Origin of the sequence: Kaistia soli DSM 19436, assembly GCF_900129325.1 — a bacterium.
Classification (GTDB): Bacteria; Pseudomonadota; Alphaproteobacteria; order Rhizobiales; family Kaistiaceae; genus Kaistia; species Kaistia soli.
Genome location: NZ_FQUP01000008.1, coordinates 7,501 through 26,448 on the forward strand (window position 1 = coordinate 7,501; position 18,948 = coordinate 26,448).

Annotated in this window: 18 protein-coding genes (1 of these 18 only partly in view); 5 read left to right on the forward strand and 13 right to left on the reverse strand. The window is 65.9% G+C overall.

Annotated features, from left to right (window positions below):
* Positions 1-1,481: the 3' portion of a M23 family metallopeptidase gene (locus BUB39_RS22710; protein WP_139251595.1), read on the forward strand. The gene continues 643 nt to the left of window position 1, outside the view; 1,481 of the gene's 2,124 nt are visible here — the last part of the coding sequence; its start codon lies off the left edge, out of view; its stop codon occupies positions 1,479-1,481.
* 13 nt (positions 1,482-1,494) lie between these two features.
* Here BUB39_RS22710 and BUB39_RS22715 read toward each other — a convergent pair whose 3' ends face one another.
* The 8 genes from BUB39_RS22715 to BUB39_RS22750 all read right to left on the reverse strand — a co-directional run bounded on the left by BUB39_RS22715 (position 1,495) and on the right by BUB39_RS22750 (position 12,906).
* Positions 1,495-1,944, reverse strand: a complete 450-nt coding sequence (locus tag BUB39_RS22715) for a hypothetical protein (protein WP_073058287.1) — start codon at positions 1,942-1,944, stop codon at positions 1,495-1,497.
* A gap of 164 nt (positions 1,945-2,108) precedes the next feature.
* Positions 2,109-4,709 carry an ATP-dependent chaperone ClpB gene (clpB, locus tag BUB39_RS22720; RefSeq protein WP_073058289.1) on the reverse strand — a complete coding sequence of 867 codons (2,601 nt, stop codon included), beginning with the start codon at positions 4,707-4,709 and terminating at the stop codon, positions 2,109-2,111.
* Between the two features lie 275 nt (positions 4,710-4,984).
* Positions 4,985-6,088 (reverse strand): DUF4167 domain-containing protein, encoded by a 1,104-nt coding sequence (locus BUB39_RS22725; protein WP_073058291.1) that lies wholly within the window; start codon positions 6,086-6,088, stop codon positions 4,985-4,987.
* A gap of 432 nt (positions 6,089-6,520) precedes the next feature.
* Positions 6,521-7,414 (reverse strand): peptide chain release factor N(5)-glutamine methyltransferase, encoded by an 894-nt coding sequence (gene prmC / locus BUB39_RS22730; protein WP_073058293.1) that lies wholly within the window; start codon positions 7,412-7,414, stop codon positions 6,521-6,523.
* Positions 7,411-8,481, reverse strand: coding sequence for a peptide chain release factor 1 (gene prfA, locus BUB39_RS22735; RefSeq protein WP_073058295.1), 1,071 nt, complete (start codon positions 8,479-8,481; stop codon positions 7,411-7,413). The genes prmC and prfA overlap by 4 nt, the downstream gene beginning before the upstream one ends.
* A gap of 5 nt (positions 8,482-8,486) precedes the next feature.
* Complete coding sequence (ptsP, locus tag BUB39_RS22740) at positions 8,487-10,754, reverse strand: phosphoenolpyruvate--protein phosphotransferase (RefSeq protein ID WP_073058297.1); 2,268 nt, start codon at positions 10,752-10,754, stop codon at positions 8,487-8,489.
* Between the two features lie 153 nt (positions 10,755-10,907).
* Positions 10,908-12,161, reverse strand: a complete 1,254-nt coding sequence (locus BUB39_RS22745; RefSeq protein ID WP_073058441.1) for an aspartate kinase — start codon at positions 12,159-12,161, stop codon at positions 10,908-10,910.
* 133 nt (positions 12,162-12,294) lie between these two features.
* Positions 12,295-12,906 carry a TetR/AcrR family transcriptional regulator gene (locus tag BUB39_RS22750; protein WP_073058299.1) on the reverse strand — a complete coding sequence of 204 codons (612 nt, stop codon included), beginning with the start codon at positions 12,904-12,906 and terminating at the stop codon, positions 12,295-12,297.
* Positions 12,907-13,017: 111 nt separating this feature from the next.
* Here BUB39_RS22750 and BUB39_RS22755 point away from each other — a divergent pair, with 111 nt between their 5' ends.
* Both BUB39_RS22755 and ubiG read left to right on the forward strand, forming a co-directional pair.
* Positions 13,018-13,482, forward strand: coding sequence for a cupin domain-containing protein (locus BUB39_RS22755; protein WP_073058300.1), 465 nt, complete (start codon positions 13,018-13,020; stop codon positions 13,480-13,482).
* 67 nt (positions 13,483-13,549) lie between these two features.
* Positions 13,550-14,302: a bifunctional 2-polyprenyl-6-hydroxyphenol methylase/3-demethylubiquinol 3-O-methyltransferase UbiG gene (gene ubiG / locus BUB39_RS22760; RefSeq protein WP_073058301.1), complete on the forward strand. Its 753-nt coding sequence runs from the start codon at positions 13,550-13,552 to the stop codon at positions 14,300-14,302.
* Positions 14,303-14,311: 9 nt separating this feature from the next.
* On the opposite strand, the gene BUB39_RS22765 is transcribed toward ubiG, so the two are convergent.
* From BUB39_RS22765 to BUB39_RS22780, 4 genes are read right to left on the reverse strand one after another with little or no spacing between them, the layout of a single operon-like run.
* Positions 14,312-14,761 (reverse strand): DUF1178 family protein, encoded by a 450-nt coding sequence (locus tag BUB39_RS22765; RefSeq protein ID WP_073058303.1) that lies wholly within the window; start codon positions 14,759-14,761, stop codon positions 14,312-14,314.
* A gap of 16 nt (positions 14,762-14,777) precedes the next feature.
* The gene (locus tag BUB39_RS22770) at positions 14,778-15,632 is read right to left on the reverse strand and encodes a carbon-nitrogen hydrolase family protein (RefSeq protein ID WP_073058305.1); all 855 of its coding nucleotides are present in this window, start codon (positions 15,630-15,632) and stop codon (positions 14,778-14,780) included.
* A gap of 40 nt (positions 15,633-15,672) precedes the next feature.
* A complete protein-coding gene (gene grxC / locus BUB39_RS22775) occupies positions 15,673-15,930 on the reverse strand; it encodes a glutaredoxin 3 (RefSeq protein ID WP_073058307.1) in 258 nt (85 codons plus the stop codon).
* A gap of 42 nt (positions 15,931-15,972) precedes the next feature.
* Positions 15,973-16,761 carry a ComF family protein gene (locus BUB39_RS22780; RefSeq protein WP_073058308.1) on the reverse strand — a complete coding sequence of 263 codons (789 nt, stop codon included), beginning with the start codon at positions 16,759-16,761 and terminating at the stop codon, positions 15,973-15,975.
* Positions 16,762-16,863: 102 nt separating this feature from the next.
* Between BUB39_RS22780 and BUB39_RS22785 the strand changes: the two genes are divergently transcribed.
* Positions 16,864-17,751, forward strand: a complete 888-nt coding sequence (locus BUB39_RS22785) for a methyltransferase domain-containing protein (RefSeq protein WP_073058310.1) — start codon at positions 16,864-16,866, stop codon at positions 17,749-17,751.
* Positions 17,752-17,839: 88 nt separating this feature from the next.
* Positions 17,840-18,547, forward strand: coding sequence for a DUF2161 domain-containing phosphodiesterase (locus BUB39_RS22790; RefSeq protein WP_073058442.1), 708 nt, complete (start codon positions 17,840-17,842; stop codon positions 18,545-18,547).
* Here the strand turns inward: BUB39_RS22790 and mutT are convergent.
* On the reverse strand, positions 18,544-18,945 hold the full coding sequence (gene mutT / locus BUB39_RS22795; protein ID WP_073058311.1) for an 8-oxo-dGTP diphosphatase MutT: 402 nt from the start codon (positions 18,943-18,945) through the stop codon (positions 18,544-18,546). The genes BUB39_RS22790 and mutT overlap by 4 nt on opposite strands.
* Positions 18,946-18,948 lie beyond the last annotated feature (3 nt).

The window sequence follows — 18,948 nt, forward strand, 5'->3', positions numbered from 1 at the left end:
ATGCCGCGCCGCCGCCGGTCGCTGGCCAGGAGCAGATCTACGGCGCCGACGTCGAAGGCGAAGTCTCCGTGAAGGTCAGTCCGTTCCCGCTCGGAGAACCGGCAGCCAAGGACGAAGCCGTCATAACGGTCGCCGAAGCTGAAGAAGCCGCGCGGGCCATCGCGCCGGCAGCCGGCCCTGGTGCCATCGCGGCCATGCCCTATGTCGATCCGGAGCGCTTCAGCTTCGGCGACACCAGCGCCGATCCCTTCGCGGCGCTCGGCGTCAAGATCGTGCCGGAGAATGTCTCCTTCGTGGCGAAATCAGCCCCGGCCAGCGAGACCGAAGAGCAGATTGCCTCGGTCGATAAGAAGGAGCCGCTGCAGGCCGTGCTGGGCGAAAACGGCATCAACGACAGCGACGCGACCGCGATCGTCTCGGCCATGTCGGGCCTTGTCGATCTCAGCGATCTGAAGATCGGCCAGAAACTGCGCCTTCTCGTTGCGCGGGAAGGCGACGCGGTGCGCGCGCTGCGCGTCTCGCTCTATGATCAGGGTGTGCATCAGGCGACCGTCGCCCGCCGCGACGACGACAGCTTCGTACGTGCCGACGAGCCGGAAAGCTCCACCGATGCCGAATTCGATACGGCCGACGCGCCCTCGCCCGACGATGCCGGCCCGATGCCCAATCTCTACGATTCGCTGTATGAGACGGCGCGCGAGCAGCAGATCCCCGAGCCCTTGATCACGGAGCTGGTGCGGATCCTCTCCTATGACGTCGATTTTCAGTCGCGTGTTTCCCCCGGCGACAGCATCGAGGTGTTCCACTCGCTGCCCGAGGATGGCGCGAGCGATGCCGACGACGAAATCCTCTATGTTTCAATCACGCTCGACGGCGTGACCAAGCGCTATTACCGCTACCGCTCGCCCGATGACGGCGTCGTCGACTATTTCGACGAGGACGGACGCAGCGCCAAGAAGTTCCTCGTCCGCAAGCCGATGAATGTCGGCATCGTTCGCTCGCCCTTTGGCTATCGCCGCCATCCGATTCTCGGCTATGTGCGGCTGCATCCAGGCGTCGACTGGGCGGCGCCGCGCGGAACGCCGATCATGGCGGCGGGCAATGGCGTCGTGGAAAAGGCCGGCTGGTCGTCCGGCTATGGCAATTTCACGCTGATCCGGCATACCAACGGCTATGAGACGGCTTACGGCCACCAGTCGTCCATCGCGCGCAACATCCGCCCCGGCGTGAAGGTGCGTCAAGGCCAGATCATCGGCTATGTCGGTTCGACCGGCCTCTCGACCGGACCGCATCTCCACTACGAAGTCCGTATCAACGACAAGCCGGTCGATCCGCTGCGGGTGCGCCTGCCGCGCGGCCGCGTGCTGCAGGGTGAGATGCTGGCCGATTTCAAATCCGAGAAGACGCGTATCGATGCGCTGCTCGGCGCGCCAGCCGGCTCGAAACTCGCCGCCGCCAGTAGCGACGAAACCACCAACTAAGGCGACCGATGGCTCAGGGTGCCGCCGCGCCTTCGCGGATGAAAGCGAAGGCAAGGCGCTGCTTGCCATTGGCACAGCTGCCTTCGTAGCGGCCCGGACCGGCCGGCACGCCGGTACAGATCGTGGCTGGTCCGGGCACGAAGTTCGGCAGCGAGAACTGGTCGGCCTTGATCGACAGCGCGACGTGGTCGTGGCTGATCGTGCCGGAGAGGGTGGAGACGTAGCTCGCCTTTTCACCGCCGATCGTGACGCTCCGCGGTCCTTCTGCATGAAACCGGCCGTCTTCGTCGACCGCGACGCTCCATTGCGCGATGGCAGACTGGAAGCGCCAGTTTCCGGCCAGCGACAACCATGGCCCGCCCGCGCAAGGCTCGCTGCCGCAATCATTCTCCGCCGCGACAGCCGCGCTGCAGCTGGCCGCGAGGAAGACGCCGAAACAAATCGCCGCCGCTCTGCCGATCATCGCCTCTCGCCTTCCGCATTCCCGGAGCGACGATAGCAATCGCGTCGACAGACGGAAATCCCAACCAAAAAGAACTGCGCCGGCGCCCGGATTGTCCGGACGCCGGCGCGGCTTTGAACATACCGGCACGAGGACATGACAAGGCCTCGTCTCGCGGCGGAGGCCTATGCGGCGCGCGCCGTTTCCGCTGTGCGCGGCAGGAACAGCAGCTTGTCGGTCCCGGCGGTGATCTTCACCGTCGAGCTGTCCGGGATTTCGCCGGCCAATATCTTGTCGGCCAGTGGATCCTGGACATAGCGCTGGATGACGCGCTTCAGCGGGCGCGCGCCATAAGCCGGGTCGTAGCCCTTCTCGGCCAGCCAGGCCCGTGCCGTCTCGTCGAGATCGAGCGTCACCTTGCGGTCGGCGAGCAGAGCCTGAAGCCGCTTCAGCTGGATTTCGACGATCCGCCCCATCTCCGACCGCTTCAAGCGGTGGAAGAGGATGATGTCGTCGAGCCGGTTCAGGAATTCCGGCCGGAAGTGGCCACGCACCACCGCCATGACCTGCTCGCGCACCGCATCGACATCCTCGTCATCCCTGAGATTGGCGAGGTATTCGGCGCCGAGATTGGATGTCATGACGATCAGCGTGTTCTTGAAGTCGACCGTCCGCCCCTGCCCGTCCGTCAGCCGCCCGTCGTCGAGCACCTGCAGGAGGACGTTGAACACGTCCGGATGCGCCTTCTCGATCTCGTCGAACAGGACGATCTGATAGGGCCGCCGCCGCACCGCCTCGGTCAGAGCGCCGCCTTCCTCATAGCCGACATAGCCGGGCGGTGCGCCGATCAGCCGGGACACGGAGTGCTTCTCCATGAATTCCGACATGTCGATGCGCACCATCGCGCTCTCGTCGTCGAACAGGAACGAGGCGAGCGCCTTGGTCAGCTCTGTCTTGCCGACGCCGGTCGGTCCGAGGAACATGAACGAGCCGATCGGCCGGTTCGGATCCTGCAGCCCGGCGCGCGCACGGCGGACGGCGGTCGATACGGCATGAACAGCCTCGGCCTGGCCGACGACGCGCTTGGCGAGATCGTCCTCCATGCGGAGCAGCTTGTCGCGCTCACCCTCCAACATCTTGTCGACCGGAACACCGGTCCAGCGGGCGACGATCTGTGCGACATGCTCGGGCGTCACCGCCTCTTCCATCATCGCGCCGGTCTGGGCGTTCTCGGCCGTGACGAGCTGGCGCTCAAGGGCCGGGATGGTGCCATAGGCCAGCTCACCGGCTTTCGCGAGGTCGCCGGTCCGCTGCGCCTTTTCGAGGTCGCTGCGCGCTTGGTCGAGTTGCTCCTTCAGCTTCTGGGCCGAGTTGAGCTTGTCCTTCTCGGTCTGCCAGCGCTGCGTAAAGGCGGCCGATTCCTCTTCAAGGTCGGTAAGCTCCTTCTCGAGCCGCTCAAGCCGATCCTTGGATGCCTGGTCCGTCTCCTTCTTCAGCGCCTCGCGCTCGATCTTCAGCTGGATGATGCGGCGATCGAGCTCGTCAAGCGCCTCCGGCTTCGAATCGACCTGCATACGCAGCCGCGCCGAGGCCTCGTCGACAAGGTCGATCGCCTTATCCGGCAAGAAACGGTCGGTGATGTAGCGATTGGAGAGCGTCGCGGCCGCAACCAGCGCCGAATCGGTGATCCGAACGCCGTGATGCAGCTCATATTTCTCCTTGATGCCGCGCAGGATCGAGATCGTATCCTCGACCGTGGGCTCGCCGACGAAGATCGGCTGGAAGCGCCGGGCGAGCGCCGCATCCTTCTCGACATGCTTGCGATACTCGTCGAGCGTAGTGGCTCCGACGCAGTGCAGCTCGCCGCGGGCCAGCGCCGGCTTCAGGAGGTTCGAGGCGTCCATCGCCCCGTCCGCTTTGCCTGCTCCGACCAGCGTGTGCATCTCGTCGATGAACAGGATGATGCCGCCATTGGCCGCGGTCACCTCCGAAAGCACGGCCTTAAGGCGCTCTTCGAACTCACCCCGATATTTGGCGCCGGCGATCAACGAACCCATGTCGAGCGCCAGAAGGCGCTTGTCACGCAGGCTTTCCGGCACGTCGCCATTGACGATGCGCAGCGCGAGACCCTCTGCGATGGCCGTCTTTCCGACGCCCGGCTCACCGATCAGCACCGGATTGTTCTTCGTGCGGCGCGACAGGACCTGAATGGTGCGGCGAATCTCGTCGTCGCGTCCGATGACCGGGTCAAGCTTGCCGTCGCGCGCCACCTGCGTCAGGTCGCGGGCATATTTCTTCAGCGCGTCATACTGGCCTTCGGCACCCGCCGAATCGGCCGTGCGGCCCTGGCGCAACGCCTCGATCGCGCGATTGAGGCCAACGGGCGTAACGCCGGCATCCTTTAGCACCTGCGCGGTCTTGGCGTCCTTTTCGAGCGCGAGCGCCAGCAACAGCCGCTCAACCGTGACGAAGCTGTCGCCGGCCTTCTTGGCAAGCTGTTCCGCCTGCTCGAACACCTTGGCGAGCGGCGCGGCAAGATAAAGCTGGCCGGCGCCACCGCCGGAAACGCTCGGTATGGCGGCAAGCAGGCGTTCGGTGGCGGCAAGCGCATCGCGCGAGCGTCCACCGGCGCTGTCGATGAGACCGCCGGCAAGGCCCTCCTCGTCGTCGAGCAGAACCTTCAAAAGATGCTCGGGCGCAAACTGCTGGTGTCCACGCGTCAGCGCCAGCGTCTGGGCCGACTGGATGAAGCCTTTGGCGCGCTCGGAATAATTCTCAAAATTCAAAATCGTCCCTCCTGGCCCGTATCGACGCCTTCAAACACGAAGCGCAGCCGATCGTTCTGGAATGAGCCGGCCGATCATGTCGGCCCGGCCCACCGGCGATCATCTGACCCGCCGGCATCACGAATATGGTGTGACACTATAGCAACAGGAAGAGGGGGCCCAGGCTTTTTGTGAAGAGCCGGCGCGGCCATGGCTCGGCGGAGGTCGAAACGAAAATGGCCGGGAAATCCCGGCCATCACCTTCTCATAAAGACCAACCCAGGCCGCGTCTCCGATCAGTCCTCGGCGACGGGCGCGATGTCCAGCGTCGGTTCGGCGTCGTCGGCGCGGCGTGTCCGTGCGCGCGTTGTGCGGCGGCGGCGCGGGCGGAAGCCCTCTTCGTCGGCAGCAGGCGCGGACTCTTCGGCCGGCGTCGCGGCAATCTCAGCGGGCTCGGACGGAGCCGCAGCCGGAGCCGGAACTGGCGTCGGCGCTGGCGGCGCTGAGACAACCGGCTCGGCCGCGACATATTCGGCGACGGGCTGCGGCGCCGATGCCAGGTCGACAGGGCGCGGTGCCTCAGCAGCGACCGGGGCCGGAGCCGGAGCCGGTGCCGGCTGCGCTTCGACAGGCTCGCCCGTCACGAAGCGCGGCAGCATCGAACGGTCCTGCCGATCGCCCCGCTCGCGGCGCTCGCCGCGGCCTTCGCGATTCTGGCGGAACGGACGTTCGCCGCGATTGTCCTGGCGCTCGCCACCGCGATTGTCGGTGCGCTCGCCTTCGGGACGAGCATCCTGGCGCGGCTCCTGACGGTCGCGATTGTCTCCACGGTCGCGGTTGTTGTCACGATCGCGGTTGTCGGAGCGGAAATCCTGCCGCTCGCCACGCTCGCGCTGACCACCACCCTGATTGCCGCTCTGGTTATTCTGGCCGTTCTGGTAATGGCCGCTGCCATTTCCATTGCCATTTCCGTTGACGAAGGGCTGCGGATCATTCTGGCCGAAGGCCTGCTGGCCTTCACCCTCCTGTCCTCGATCATGTTGGCCGAAGCGGTCGCTGAAGCGATCATCCTCTTCGTCCAGACCATCATCGTCCTGGTCGGTCCGGAAGAAGGGCGCATTCTGGCCCGGGGTCTGCGTCTGCGCCTGCGCAGCGGCGATCAGGCGGAAATAGTGCTCGGCGTGCTGCAGATAGCTTTCGGCCATCACGCGGTCGCCCGACGACTGCGCATCACGCGCCAGCGTCACGTATTTTTCGGCAATATGGAGCGCAGTGCCGCGGATCTTTACATCCGGGCCGTTGCTCTCATAGGAACGGGTGAGCGGATTGGGTCCCTTGCGGTTCCTCCCGCGCATCCGTTTGTTATTGTTATTATTATTGTTCTGCTGTCCTGGTCGCATGAGTTTTCTCTTCCGTGACCCTCGAAGGTCAAATCGCGTCAACGAACGGCATCAAAGCCGGTCGGCAAACCCGTCGACTGGGCCGTCACGGTCTAAAGCCGCGACGCCGGAATCGGCGATAGGTGCATCGGCATCCTTCGATCGAGCCTCACAGAAGAACGCCTCGCCCGCATGGCTCGCGAAAAGCTGATGCGGGTGAACGTTCATGAGGCAGGATCAGTGCATCGTGCCGCGCCGAGCAGAGATGACATCCGTGACAACCAGATCTGGGTCGGACCCCGTTCAGACCCGCAGGCCATCTGGCGGCCTCCGCCGCGCAGCTCCCGTATATGGCTGACGCCATTTCGTCGGGAAGCGCATCAAATCCATCTGCGGCGGCTCGGAAGCTAGCTGTTTCGCTCCGGTTTTCCAAGCGGAGATTTCATCGCAGCCCTAGAGCGCCACTGTGCCGCCCTCCAGTAGACCCCGCGAGACTTCGACGACGCGATCATGCCCGGAGAGATCGCGATGCATGGCCGCGTCGAATCCGGCGTCTTCAGCGAGGCGTCGGACAACATCGCCCTGGTCGAAACCGATCTCCAGGAAAGCGGCCCCGCCTGGATCGAGAAGTCGCGTCAGGGTCGGGATGATCGCGCGATAGGCGTCGAGGCCGTCAACACCGCCGTCGAGGGCAAGGCGAGGGTCAAAATCCCGCACCTCGGCTGGCAGCGTCGCGATCACTGCACTCTCTATATAGGGAGGATTGCTCACGACAACATCAGCCTGTCGCGCCGATTCGGCGAAATAACCGCTGACGAAGAGGCTGCGCCGGCCAACCCCGAGCCGGGCGGCATTGGCCCGTGCCGCCCGGGCGGCCCCTACCGACAGATCGATGCCGAGACCGATCGCATTCGGCAATTCGGAAAGAAGCGCGATCAGCAGCGCGCCGCTGCCTGTGCCGATATCGATGAGCCGCAAGGGGCGGTCCCGCCCTCCGGTTCGGTCGACAAAGCCAAGCGCTGCCTCGATCACCGTCTCCGAATCGGGTCGCGGCACCAGCGTCTCGGCTTCAAGGCGGAACGAGAGACCCCAGAACTCGCGCGCACCGATGATCCGCGCAACGGGCTCGCCCGCCGCGCGGCGTTCCAGCAGCGCGTCGATCCGCGTGATCTCCTCCATCGAGACGGCACGGTAGTCGGCAAGCACCAGTTCGTTCGGCGCCATCCCGACGACGGATGCAATCAGGATGCGGGCATCGAGAGCGGGCGTATCGACCGTCTCCGCTTCGGCGAGGCGCTTGGCGGCCAGGCGTCGGAGGGCTCCGAGCGTGACCGCGTCGCCGCTCATCGATCGAGCGCCGCGAGCAGGCTCGCCTGGTGCTCGGTGATCAACGGTCCGATGACCTCGTCGAGCGCTTCGCCGGAGACCACCTGCTCGAGCTTGTAGAGCGTCAGGTTGATGCGATGGTCCGTGACGCGGCCTTGCGGAAAATTATACGTCCGGATGCGCTCGGAGCGATCGCCGGACCCGACCTGGCCGCGACGGTCGGCCGCACGTTCGCTGTCGAGTCGGGCACGCTCGTCCTCGAAAAGGCGGGCACGCAGGATCTGCATCGCCTGCGCCCGATTCTGATGCTGCGAACGGCCGGCGACGACGATCACCGTTCCGGTCGGCACATGGGTGATACGAACGGCGGTGTCGGTCGTGTTGGCGTGCTGGCCGCCAGCCGAGGAGGCGCGCGTCGTGTCGATCCGGATGTCCTCGGCCTTCAGCGCGATATCGACATCCTCCGCTTCCGGCAGAACGGCCACCGTCGCGGCGGAGGTATGGATGCGGCCGCTCGCCTCGGTCGCCGGCACGCGCTGGACGCGATGCACGCCCGACTCGTATTTCAGCCGCGCGAACACCCCGCGGCCGCTGACATTCGCGATGATTTCCTTGAAGCCACCGGCCTCGCCCTCACTCTCCGAGAGCACTTCGACCTTCCAGCCATGCAGCGCCGCATAGCGCTGATACATGCGGAAGAGATCGCCCGCGAACAGGGCGGCCTCGTCGCCGCCGGTGCCGGCGCGGATTTCGAGAATCGCACTCTTCTCGTCGGCCGCATCCTTCGGCAGCAGCAGCAGCCTTACAGTCTGGACCAGCCGCTCGATCTCGGCGTCGAGCTGCGGCCGCTCCTCGTCGGCAAGCGCCGCCATCTCCGGATCGCTGGCCAGTTCGTCGAGCGCCGCGCGCTCCGCGGCCACCGCCTTGAGGCGGCCGACGGTATCGACGATCTCGGAAAGCTCGGCACGCTCCTTCGAGAGGCGCACCAGCTCCTCCCCGTCACTGGTCGAGGCGAGTTTCTGATCGATGATCTCAGCGCGCGTGACGAGCTGGTCGATCTTGTCCCAAGGGAGACCGGTCGGAAGCATTTCGGTTATATCGGTACGCCTTGGTCAGCGGCAAAGCCGCGCAGCGCTTCCGCAATGCCGTCCTCGGCGCCGTTCTGGGCGAGAAGCGGATCGAGAAGCGCGTTGAGTTTGGTGATGTCGAGCGCCAGGAGCATCGCCTTGATCGGGCCGATCGAGGCGGCCGACATCGACAGCGAGCGGAAGCCGATGCCGACCAGCGCCAGGGCGGCGAGCGGACGTCCGGCGATCTCGCCACACAGCGTCACGGGCTTGCCCGCCGCATCGGCAGCGGTGACGATCGCCCGCAGTGCCCGCAGAAAATGACGCGAAATCGGGTCGAATCGGCTCGCAACCAGCGTGTTTCCACGATCGCTCGCCGTCATGTACTGCAACAGGTCATTAGAGCCGACCGACACGAAATCGACGGCCGCCATCAATGCCTCGAGCTGGAACAGCAGCGCCGGAACCTCGACCATCGAGCCGAGCAGGATGCGCGAGGGCAATTCATGCCCGTGCCGACGGGCATGCTCGACCTCGCGGTCGAGCAAAGCGCGCGCCTGCTCGATCTCGGCCACCTCCGTGACCATCGGCAGCATGATCCGCAATTCATGGCCGGCGCCGGCCCGGATGAGGGCGCGGAGCTGCATGCGTAGCAAGGCCGGCCGATCGAGGCCGAGGCGGATCGCGCGCCAGCCGAGCGCCGGATTTTCTTCCGGGTGGCTGCGCATATAAGGCAGCACCTTGTCGCCGCCGATATCCAGCGTGCGAAAGGTAACCGGCCGCTCGCCGCTCGCCGCGAGCACGGAGGCATAGAGCTGCGTCTGCGCGTTCATCCGCGGCATGGTCGAGGCCACCATGAACTGCAGTTCGGTACGGAAGAGGCCGATCCCTTCCGCGCCGGCCTCGGCCAGATGCGGCAGGTCGACCAGCAGGCCGGCATTCATGTTGAGGCCGATGCGCACGCCGTCACGCGTCACGGCCGGCTTGTGTCGCAGCAGCCGATACTGCGCCTGGCGCTTGGCGCGGAAGCGCACCTTCTCGCCATAGGAAGCCTCGACATCGGCCGGGGGTCGGATATGCGCCTCGCCGGTATCGGCGTCGAGGATCATGGCATCGCCGTTCTCGACCAGCGAGACGACATTCGTCGCCCGGCCGATCGTTGCGATGCCGAGCGCCCGCGCCACGATCGTCACATGGCTGGTCGGACCACCCTCTTCCAGCACGAGGCCACGCAGGCGGTTGCGGTCATAGTCGAGCAGCTCGGCTGCGCCCATGTTGCGCGCGACGACGATGCTGTCCTTCGGCATTTCCTTGCGATCGAATGCCGCGCCCTTGCCCATTAGCTCGCGCAGCAGGCGATTGGCGAGGTCGTCGAAATCGTGCAGCCGTTCGCGAAGGTACGGATCGGTCTGGCGCAGCAGCCGTGCCCGCGTATCGCTTTGCACCTTCTCCACGGCCGCCTCGGCGCTGAGGCCGTTCTGGATCGCCTCGTCCATGCGCCGCGCCCAGCCGCGGTCATAGGCGAACATCCTGTAGGCCTCGAGGATCTCGCGATGCTCGCCGGCCAGCGCAATATCATCGCGCGACAGCATATCGTCGACCGAGAGACGAAGATGGGCGATCGCTTCCTCGAGGCGCAGCCGCTCCTTCTCCGCGTCCTCGGCGATGAGCGCCGTAACGACGACGCGCGGCTCATGCAGGACGACATGGCCGAGCGCGATGCCCTCGGACAATGAGCTGCCGCGGATCGACATCGGCCGCTTGACGTCCAGCGAGGTGCCCGGTCGGGCCAAACCTTCCAGTTCGCCGACGGCGATCATCTCGGCGAGGACCATCGCCGTCGTCTGCAGCGCTTCGACTTCCTCGTCGAAATAGGTGCGATGGGCGCGGTTCTGGACCGTCAGCACGCCGAGCGTGCGGCCGGCGCGCAGGATCGGCACGCCGAGAAAGGCATTGTAAATCTCCTCACCCGTCTCGGGCAGATAGGCGAAGGACGGATGGCTCTGCGCGTTCGGCAGGTTGAGCGGACGCGCCTCGGCGGCGATGAGGCCGACAAGGCCCTGACCGACTCGCAGTCCGGCATGGTGCACGGCCTCGCGCTTCAGGCCCTCGGTCGCGTAAAGCTCGAGGACGTCGTCGGCGCGCAGCACATAGACCGAGCAGACCTCGGCGACCATGTTGGACGCGATCTGCGCCACGATCTTGTCGAGCCGGTCTTGCGCGCTGATCGGCTCCGCCATGATCTCGCGCAGGCGGCGGAGCAGGACGCGCGGCCCGGCGAGAGACCCCCGCATCGTCCGCCTTCCTTCAAGAACCAAAGGCCCAGCGCGTCATGAACGCGCCAGTACAGCGACTCACCCGTCGCCCCGGGACCGATTTCAGCCTACTCGTGCCATGACTTGCGGCTGAAATATACACTCTATCGAGAAGTTCGGCGGGCACCCGGCTCAGGCCGCGTCGAGGCCGTAGAGCGAATGCAGGGTCCGAACCGCCAGTTCGGTATAGGCCGAGTCGATCAGGATCGAAATCTTGATCTCAGAGGTCGTGATGGCGCGGATATTGATGCTCTTGCCGGCAAGCGCACGGAAAGCAGAGGCGGCGACGCCGGCATGGCTGCGCATGCCGATGCCGATCACCGACACCTTCACCAGATCGCCCGAACCCTGGAGGCTCGAATAGCCGATCGACGAACGCGCGCCTTCCAGCACCTTCATGGCCCGCTCAAGTTCCGAGGTCGGGACAGTGAAGGTCATGTCGGTGGTTGTGCCGTCCTCGGAGACGTTCTGCACGATCATGTCGACATTGATGTTCGCCTCGGCGAGCGGCACGAAGACGGCGGCGGCGACGCCCGGCTTGTCGGCGACCTCGCGCAGCGAGATCTGGGCCTCGTCCTTGGAATAGGCGATGCCGGTGACAACCTGCTTTTCCACGATCTCGTCCTCGTCGCAAATAAGGGTGCCAGGGGGATTTTCGGCGTCGGCGAGGCGGGGATCCGCCGGGTCGTCGAAGCTTGAACGCACGAATGTCCTGACGCCATGCACCATGGCAAGTTCAACGGAGCGAACCTGCAGCACCTTGGCGCCGAGCGAGGCCATCTCCAGCATCTCTTCATGCGAGACGCGATCGAGGCGGCGCGCCTTCGGCACGATGCGCGGGTCGGTCGTATAGACACCGTCGACGTCGGTATAGATGTCGCAGCGAACCGCGCCGATCGCCGCGGCGATGGCGACGGCGCTGGTATCAGACCCGCCACGGCCGAGCGTTGCGATCCGGTTGTCCGGTGCGAGGCCCTGGAAGCCTGCAATCACCGCGACCTGGCCCTGCGCCATACGTTCGATCAGCCGCGAGCCATCGATCTCCATGATGCGGGCCGCGCCATGGGCGCCATCGGTCAGGATCGGGATCTGCCAGCCCTGCCAGGAGCGCGCGTTAACGCCGATTTCCTGCAGCGCGATCGCGAGGAGGCCGGAGGTGACCTGTTCGCCAGAGGCGACGACGGTGTCATATTCGCGCGCGTCATGCATCGGCGCGGCGGCGCGCGTCCAGGCGACGAGCTCATTGGTCTTGCCGGACATCGCCGAGACGACCACGGCGACCGCGAAGCCGGCATCGACCTCGCGTTTGACGTGACGGGCCACATTGCGGATGCGATCGATATCGGCGACGGAGGTTCCGCCGAATTTCATCACCAGCCGGGCCATCATCAACCTTCGAAGGGCAGTTTCCGCGCGAGCGGCGGAAGGGAAAGGAACACACCCGGCAAAGCAACCGCCCCGGGCGGCGCCTTCATAGCGGGTCGGGCGCGGCTCGGCAACGCCGGCAATGACGCGACCGTCACGACCGCGGCTTCATCGCGCAAGCGAGCACCTGCGCGAGGAGGTCGACGCGCTCCTCCGGTCCCAATCCGACCCGCACCATCGAAAGCCAGACGCCGAAGCTGGTCAGCGCCAGCAAGCGGCGGATCGTCGTCGGTGGCGTTCCATGTGGCTGCTCCGGATCCTTGGCCGCATAGTCGACCCAAAACGCGACACCCGTTTCGACGGCCACCAGAAACTGATCGAGCTCCGGCACATGGTCGCGATCAGCGACCGCGCGTTCGAGGCGCAGGGCACCGCGGGCGTAGAATCGGTCGAGTTCCTCGACCAGTCGTCGCAAGCGCGCATCCCGCCCGGCGATTGCATCGAAAAGGCCTGGCGCCTGATCTGGAAGCGGCGGGCGCATCTCCGCCCAGACGTGCTCGCCGCAGGCTCTCACCAGAGCCCCCAGCGTTTCGAAGTGGCGATAGACGGTTGCCGCGCCGAGCCCGGCGCGCTTGGCGATATCGACAAAGGAGGTCGCGGCGACACCCTGCTCGTCATGCAACTGCATTGTTGCGGCGAGAATCCGCTCCCGCGTCTCGTCGCGCGCCTTCGCTCGTTCCGTCATCCGATATTCGCGGCGGGCCATCGACCATCCATATTGACGAGAACAAGTTTTCGTGGAAAGTTTATTCCGCTAAAATAGCAATGTCGCCACGTGTTGTCTATCGGGACCGGCGACGAACGGGGAGACCGCGTTATGAATGTTCACATCAATTCCGACCATGCCTCCAAAGTCGACGAAGTCAGGTTTCTCGGACTGCCAACCTGGATCAAGGCCGACCGCACCAACACCGGCGGCAGCCTCAGCCTGGTCGAGCAAATCATTCCGTCCGGCTTCGAATCGCCCTGGCATATGCATGATTCTGAAGACGAATCGTTCTATGTGATCGAGGGAACAGTCACTGTCATCGTCGGCGACAGCACCACCACGCTCCGAGCCGGCGACTTTGGCTTTGGCCCGCGCGGAACGCCGCATGGCTTCCGCGTCGAGGGACACGGCCCAGCGCGACTGCTGTTCTTGACGACCGGAGGCGATTTCGCAGACTTCATCGCCGAAACCAGCGTCGCGAAGGATGCAGCGCCCGTTCCGCCTGATATGGCCGGCTTCGTGGCGGCTGCCGAGCGCCACGCGATCATCATTCTTGGTCCCCTGCCCCGATGAGGACGGGCGGCGGGCGAACTTGACTTCGCGCGGCGCGCCACCGACCTTTGCCGCAAAGGAGCCCGCAATGCCCGCAAGCGCGAACGACACGAGAACGACCGTCGATGACGGTGAGATCGCGCATTTTTCGGCTATCGCGAGCGAGTGGTGGGCGCCGGGCGGCAAGTTTGCGCCGCTGCACCGGCTGAACCCGATCCGCATCCAATTCATCAAGGACGAGGCTGCGCGACGCTTTTCCCGCGACGCCAAGGATCCACGTGCGCTTTCGGGCCTCCGCCTCCTCGATATCGGCTGCGGAGGCGGCCTTCTGTCGGAGCCGATGGCAAGGCTCGGTGCGGAGGTCGTCGGCGCTGATGCATCGGCGACCAATGTCGGCGTCGCGGCGCTGCATGCCCGCGATGCCGGGCTCGACATCGACTATCGCGCGACGACGGCGGAAGCACTAGCCGAGGCCGGCGAAAGCTTCGACATCGTGCTGGCGATGGAGATCGTCGAGCATGTGGCCGATCTCGGCCTGTTCGTGCGCGAGACCGCCCGCATGGTGCGGCCCGGTGGGCTGATCGTCTTCTCGACCATCAACCGCACCCCAAAGGCCTTCATGCTCGCCATCATGGGCGCGGAGTATGTGCTGCGCTGGCTGCCGCGCGGCACGCATAGCTATGAGAAGCTCGTCAAGCCGCGGGAGCTGGAAGCGGCGCTCGGCGAAGCCGGACTCTCATTGTCGGCGGAAGCTGGAGTTGTTTACGACCCGCTTCGCGATGTCTGGAAAGTGTCGCGTGACATGGATGTCAACTACATGCTGGCCGCCACGCGCGACTGAGCCCCGCCTTCAGTTGCCCTCTTCAGGCAGGCGCGGCAGCGGGTGGACCTCGATGCCCTCCTCGGCGAGGGCATGGGCCTCGGCAGGCGACGCCTCGCCATAGATGCCATGCGCTTCGGTCTCGCCGTAGTGCATCTTGCGCGCCTCCTCCGCGAAGCGGTCGCCGACATAGTCCGCAGTCGCTTCGACATGGGCGCGGACCTGGCGCAACATCTCGGACAGGGCCACCTGGCGCGGATCGGGCGCGGCCACCTTGAGAGCCGCCAGCTTGTCCTGCGCCTGCTGGCGCTTGCGCGCCGTGGCGACGGCCGGAGCCATCAGCGCCTTCACGACTTTCTCCGAGCCGCAGGCCGTGCAACTCACGGCACCCGCGGCCAGCGCCTTGTCGAACGCTGCTGCGTCACGAAACCAGCCATCAAAATCGTGGCCGGCCTCGCAGATGAGATCATAGCGTATCATGCGTCTTGATATGGGGTCAGTTCACGAAGGACCCAACCTGCGGCATGGCCGGCAGCGCGAAATCGCGCTGGTTGGCAAGCGCGGGGATGGCCTGCCGCGCCGACTGCGCGAAGGCAGGATCGATATCGGCAACAATGAAGCCCGGCTGATCGCCACTGGCTTCGGCGAGAATCTTGCCCCAGGGATCGATGATCATGCTGTGGCCGAACGTATCGCGGCCATCTTCATGATGGCCGGCCTGCGCCGCCGCGATGATGTAGGACCCGGTCTCGATCGCCCGGGCGCGCAGCAGCACATGCCAATGCGCCTCGCCGGTCTTCCTGGTGAAGGCGGCGGGAACTGCCAGCACGGTGGCGCCGGCCTTGGCCAGCGTGCGGTGAAGCACAGGAAAGCGCACGTCGTAGCAGATCGTCAGCCCAAGCTTGGTCCAGGGAAGATCGGTGACAACCGCTGTCTCGCCGGCGCGATAGGTCGCCGATTCCCGGTAGCTCTCGCCGCCCGAGAGATCGACGTCGAACATGTGGATCTTGTCGTAGCGCCCGACGATGGCGCCGTTGGGCGCGATCACGAAGGACCGGTTGGCGATATGGTCGTCGGGCAGGCGGATCGCCATCGAGCCGATATGGAGATGGATGCCGAGTTCGCGAGCCAATTCGCGGAAGCGCTGCAGCGACAGGTCCACATCCTCTGGACCGATCGAGGCGAGCAGATTCTCGCGGTCGCGGTCGAGGATAGTGGTCATCTCCGGCGTCAGCACATAGCCCGCACCCGCAGCAGCGGCGCCGCGAATCAACGCCTCGGCAGTCTCCACATTGGCCTCAACCGATCGGCCGCTGTTCATCTGCACGCAGGCAGCCTTGAAGCTCGTCATCGGCTTCTCCTTCGAACGTCAAAAATCTGATTGGCGCGAATCAGGATGCGAGCAGCGCGTCCAGCCGGCCTTCTGCTTCGAGCGCATGCAGATCATCGCATCCGCCCACATGCGTCTCACCGATGAAGACCTGCGGGAAGGTCGAGCGGCCACGGGCGCGATCGATCATCTCCTGGCGCAGCGACGGATTGCCGGTCGCGTCATGCTCGTCATAGGCGACGCCCTTTCGGTCGAGCAGCCGCTTGGCGGCGACGCAGTAGCCGCAGCCCTGCCGGGTGTAGATGGTCACATCGGCCATTGCTGGATCCCTGATGGCTTTGGAAGCAGCGCAATATAGGACTCAGGATATCCCTTCGACAACCCGCGCAAAAACCGCCACATCCACCGACTTTGCGCCGCCGCGGAGCAGCGCCCGCGTCACCGCCTTGACGGTCGCGCCCGTCGTATAGACGTCGTCGACCAGCAACACGCGCCGTCCCTTGAGCGCGGGAGCGAGCGCCGAAGGCACGCGAAAGGCCCCCTCGACATTCTTCGCGCGCTCATTGGCCTTGAGCCCGACCTGTTGCCGGGTCGGCCGGATGCGGGCAATCAGCGCCGGCTCATAGGGGCGATGGATGACACTCGCGAGGGCCTCGGAGATCAGCGCCGATTGGTTGAACCTGCGCTGCCAGAGCCGGCGTCGATGCAGCGGTACCGGCAGCACGACGTCGACCTCATCGGCGATCGGGCCCAGCGCACGCGCCATCATGGCGCCGATAGGCTTCGCGAGTTCGGTTCGGTCACCATATTTCAGCGCCTGCACGATATGGCCGGCCTCGGCGCCATAAAGGCAGACCGCGCGGAGGCGGCCAAAGGGTGGCGGATGGGCGATCGCCTCCGCCGACAGCGCGCCGGGCCCGATGTCGTATCCGAACGGAATCGCCAATCGCTCGCAGAACGGACGCTCGATCCAGCGGATCACGCCCCAGCAGGGGCTGCAAAGCGCGCCGCTGGTTGCCACCGGCTTGCCGCAGGCCATGCAGGCGGGCGGCAGCACGAGGTCTAGCGCGCGCGTGAAAAGGCGAAGCCGCCGCGGCCCGGCCGCGCTCGTCCCTGTCTCGTCCCCCTCGATGAGGTCCGCGCTCTCCATGCGGCAAGCATATGCGCAGCAGCCGCGTCGCGGAAGCGGCTTTGACCGCGGCGCCGCGGCAGCCCATATAGCGGCCAACCCTCTGGCAGCGCGGATTCCAGCATGAGCGGCGCCCCGACCATCTTCGATTCGGACCTTCTCGCTCTGCGGCAGGAGCGGGCACGCCGCATGGCCGTGCCGGGCGCCGACTTCCTCCTCCGCCAGGCCGTCGACGAACTCGCCGACCGCCTGATGACGGTCAATCGCCGCTTTGACCGCGCCGTCGATATCGGGACGCCAACATCCGCGCTCGCCGAAGCGCTGCAAGCAAGCGGGCAGGTCGGTACGATCGAACGGACTTCATGGGCCCATGTGGGCGGCGCCGAAGTCCTGCCACTGGAGCCCGCGCGTTTCGATCTCGCCGTCAGCGCGCTGGCGCTGCAGTGGGTCAACGATCTGCCGGGCATGCTGACCCAGATTCGCCGCGCACTCGCCGGAGATGGACTGCTGCTCGCTATCTTCGCCGGCGGCGAGACGCTGATGGAACTGCGCAATGCGCTTGCCGGCGCCGAGGCCGAGCTCCGCGGCGGCGCCGGTCCTCGCGTCGCACCGTTCGCCGACCTTCGCGATGTCGGATCGCTGCTGCAGCGGGCCGGCTTCGCCCTGCCCGTCGTCGACACCGATCGCATCACGGTTCGCTACGACACGATGTTCCATCTCGTGCGCGACCTTCGCGCGATGGGCGCCGGCAATGTGCTTGCCGATCGCGATCCGCGGCCGCTGACCCGCGCCATCGCCGGCCGCGCCGCCGCGCTCTATGCCGAGCGATTCGCAGACGCCGACGGCCGCATCCGCGCGACCTTCGATTTCGTCTCCGTTTCCGCCTGGGCGCCGCATGAAAGCCAGCCGAAACCGCTCCGACCCGGCTCGGCGACCGCGCGGCTCGAAGACGCCGTGAATGCAGCGAAGCGGGCCGCCCTCCCCTCGATGAACGACGACAAGGCGGATTGAGCCAAGGCATCGGCCGCCTTGCCAAAGCGGCGATGCCATTCGAGAGATGGGCACGTCCGCCGAATCGACGCCACCGCGAGCCCCGCCCTTGGAAACCGACCTCTATCTTCCGGTGAAGCGCTATCTCGAAGGCCTCGGCCTTGAGGTGAAGGGCGAGGTGCGCGGCTGCGATCTTGTCGCGCTTTCGGGTGGGACGCCCGAATTCGTCGTCATCGGCGAATTGAAGCAGACCTTTACGCTCGAGCTCGTCCTGCAAGCCGTCGACCGAACGCCGGCCTGCGACGAGATCTGGCTGGCCGTCGCCGCCTCCAAGCGCGGACGTGGGCGCGAGGGCGATCCGCGCGTGAAAAAGCTCTGTCGTTTTCTCGGCTTCGGTCTTCTCGCCGTCGCGCCATCAGGCCGGATCGAGGTGATTGTCGAGCCGGAGCCCTGGAAGCCGCGCCGCGACGGCAAGCGACGCTCGCGCATCGTCGAGGAATTCCGCCGCCGCCGCGGCGACCCCGTCGCGGGCGGTTCAACGCGTCTGCCGCAGATGACCGCCTATCGCCAGCAGGCTCTTACGATCGCCGACGCACTCGCCGCGAACAGCGCGTCGCCACGTCAGCTGAAGCCGATCGCACCCGACGCGGCGAAGATCCTGCAGACCAATGTCTATGGCTGGTTCGAGCGCATCGAGCGCGGTCTGTATGGCCTGACCGGCGCCGGGCGCGCCGCGCTGGTCACCTGGGTGGACCATCTGGCGCCGATGCCCGCGACAGCCGGCGAACCCGCTCTGCCTCGCGAGACCGAAGCCTAGAGTAGGTCGATCAGAGGCGCGATCAGCGGCAGGTCGGCCGGCGGCATCGGATAGTCACGGAGCGCCTTGGCACGCACCCATTTCAGCGCCTGGCCCTCGCGGCTTTCTGGTGTGCCTGTCCAGCGCCGGCAAACATAAAGCGGCATCAGCAGGTGAAAGTCGTCATAGGCGTGGCTCGCAAAGGTCAGCGGCGCGAGGCAGGCTTCCTTGGTCTCGATGCCGAGCTCCTCGCGGAGTTCGCGGATCAGCGCCGCTTCCGGGGCCTCGCCGGCATCGACCTTGCCGCCCGGAAACTCCCAGAGGCCGGCGAGCGTCTTGCCCTCGGGACGCTGGGCGATCAGCACGCGGTTGTCGGGATCGACAAGGGCGCAGGCGACGACGAGCAGCAATCGCGACATGGA

Coding starts and splice junctions, on each gene's coding strand:
- BUB39_RS22715 (WP_073058287.1), bottom strand. CDS start 1,944: ATGATCGGCAGAGCGGCGGCGATTTGTTTCGGCGTCTTCCTCGCGGCC.
- BUB39_RS22725 (WP_073058291.1), bottom strand. CDS start 6,088: ATGCGACCAGGACAGCAGAACAATAATAATAACAATAACAAACGGATG.
- prmC (WP_073058293.1), bottom strand. CDS start 7,414: ATGAGCGGCGACGCGGTCACGCTCGGAGCCCTCCGACGCCTGGCCGCC.
- prfA (WP_073058295.1), bottom strand. CDS start 8,481: ATGCTTCCGACCGGTCTCCCTTGGGACAAGATCGACCAGCTCGTCACG.
- ptsP (WP_073058297.1), bottom strand. CDS start 10,754: ATGCGGGGGTCTCTCGCCGGGCCGCGCGTCCTGCTCCGCCGCCTGCGC.
- BUB39_RS22745 (WP_073058441.1), bottom strand. CDS start 12,161: ATGGCCCGGCTGGTGATGAAATTCGGCGGAACCTCCGTCGCCGATATC.
- BUB39_RS22750 (WP_073058299.1), bottom strand. CDS start 12,906: ATGGCCCGCCGCGAATATCGGATGACGGAACGAGCGAAGGCGCGCGAC.
- BUB39_RS22755 (WP_073058300.1), top strand. CDS start 13,018: ATGAATGTTCACATCAATTCCGACCATGCCTCCAAAGTCGACGAAGTC.
- ubiG (WP_073058301.1), top strand. CDS start 13,550: ATGCCCGCAAGCGCGAACGACACGAGAACGACCGTCGATGACGGTGAG.
- BUB39_RS22765 (WP_073058303.1), bottom strand. CDS start 14,761: ATGATACGCTATGATCTCATCTGCGAGGCCGGCCACGATTTTGATGGC.
- BUB39_RS22770 (WP_073058305.1), bottom strand. CDS start 15,632: ATGACGAGCTTCAAGGCTGCCTGCGTGCAGATGAACAGCGGCCGATCG.
- grxC (WP_073058307.1), bottom strand. CDS start 15,930: ATGGCCGATGTGACCATCTACACCCGGCAGGGCTGCGGCTACTGCGTC.
- BUB39_RS22780 (WP_073058308.1), bottom strand. CDS start 16,761: ATGGAGAGCGCGGACCTCATCGAGGGGGACGAGACAGGGACGAGCGCG.
- BUB39_RS22785 (WP_073058310.1), top strand. CDS start 16,864: ATGAGCGGCGCCCCGACCATCTTCGATTCGGACCTTCTCGCTCTGCGG.
- mutT (WP_073058311.1), bottom strand. CDS start 18,945: ATGTCGCGATTGCTGCTCGTCGTCGCCTGCGCCCTTGTCGATCCCGAC.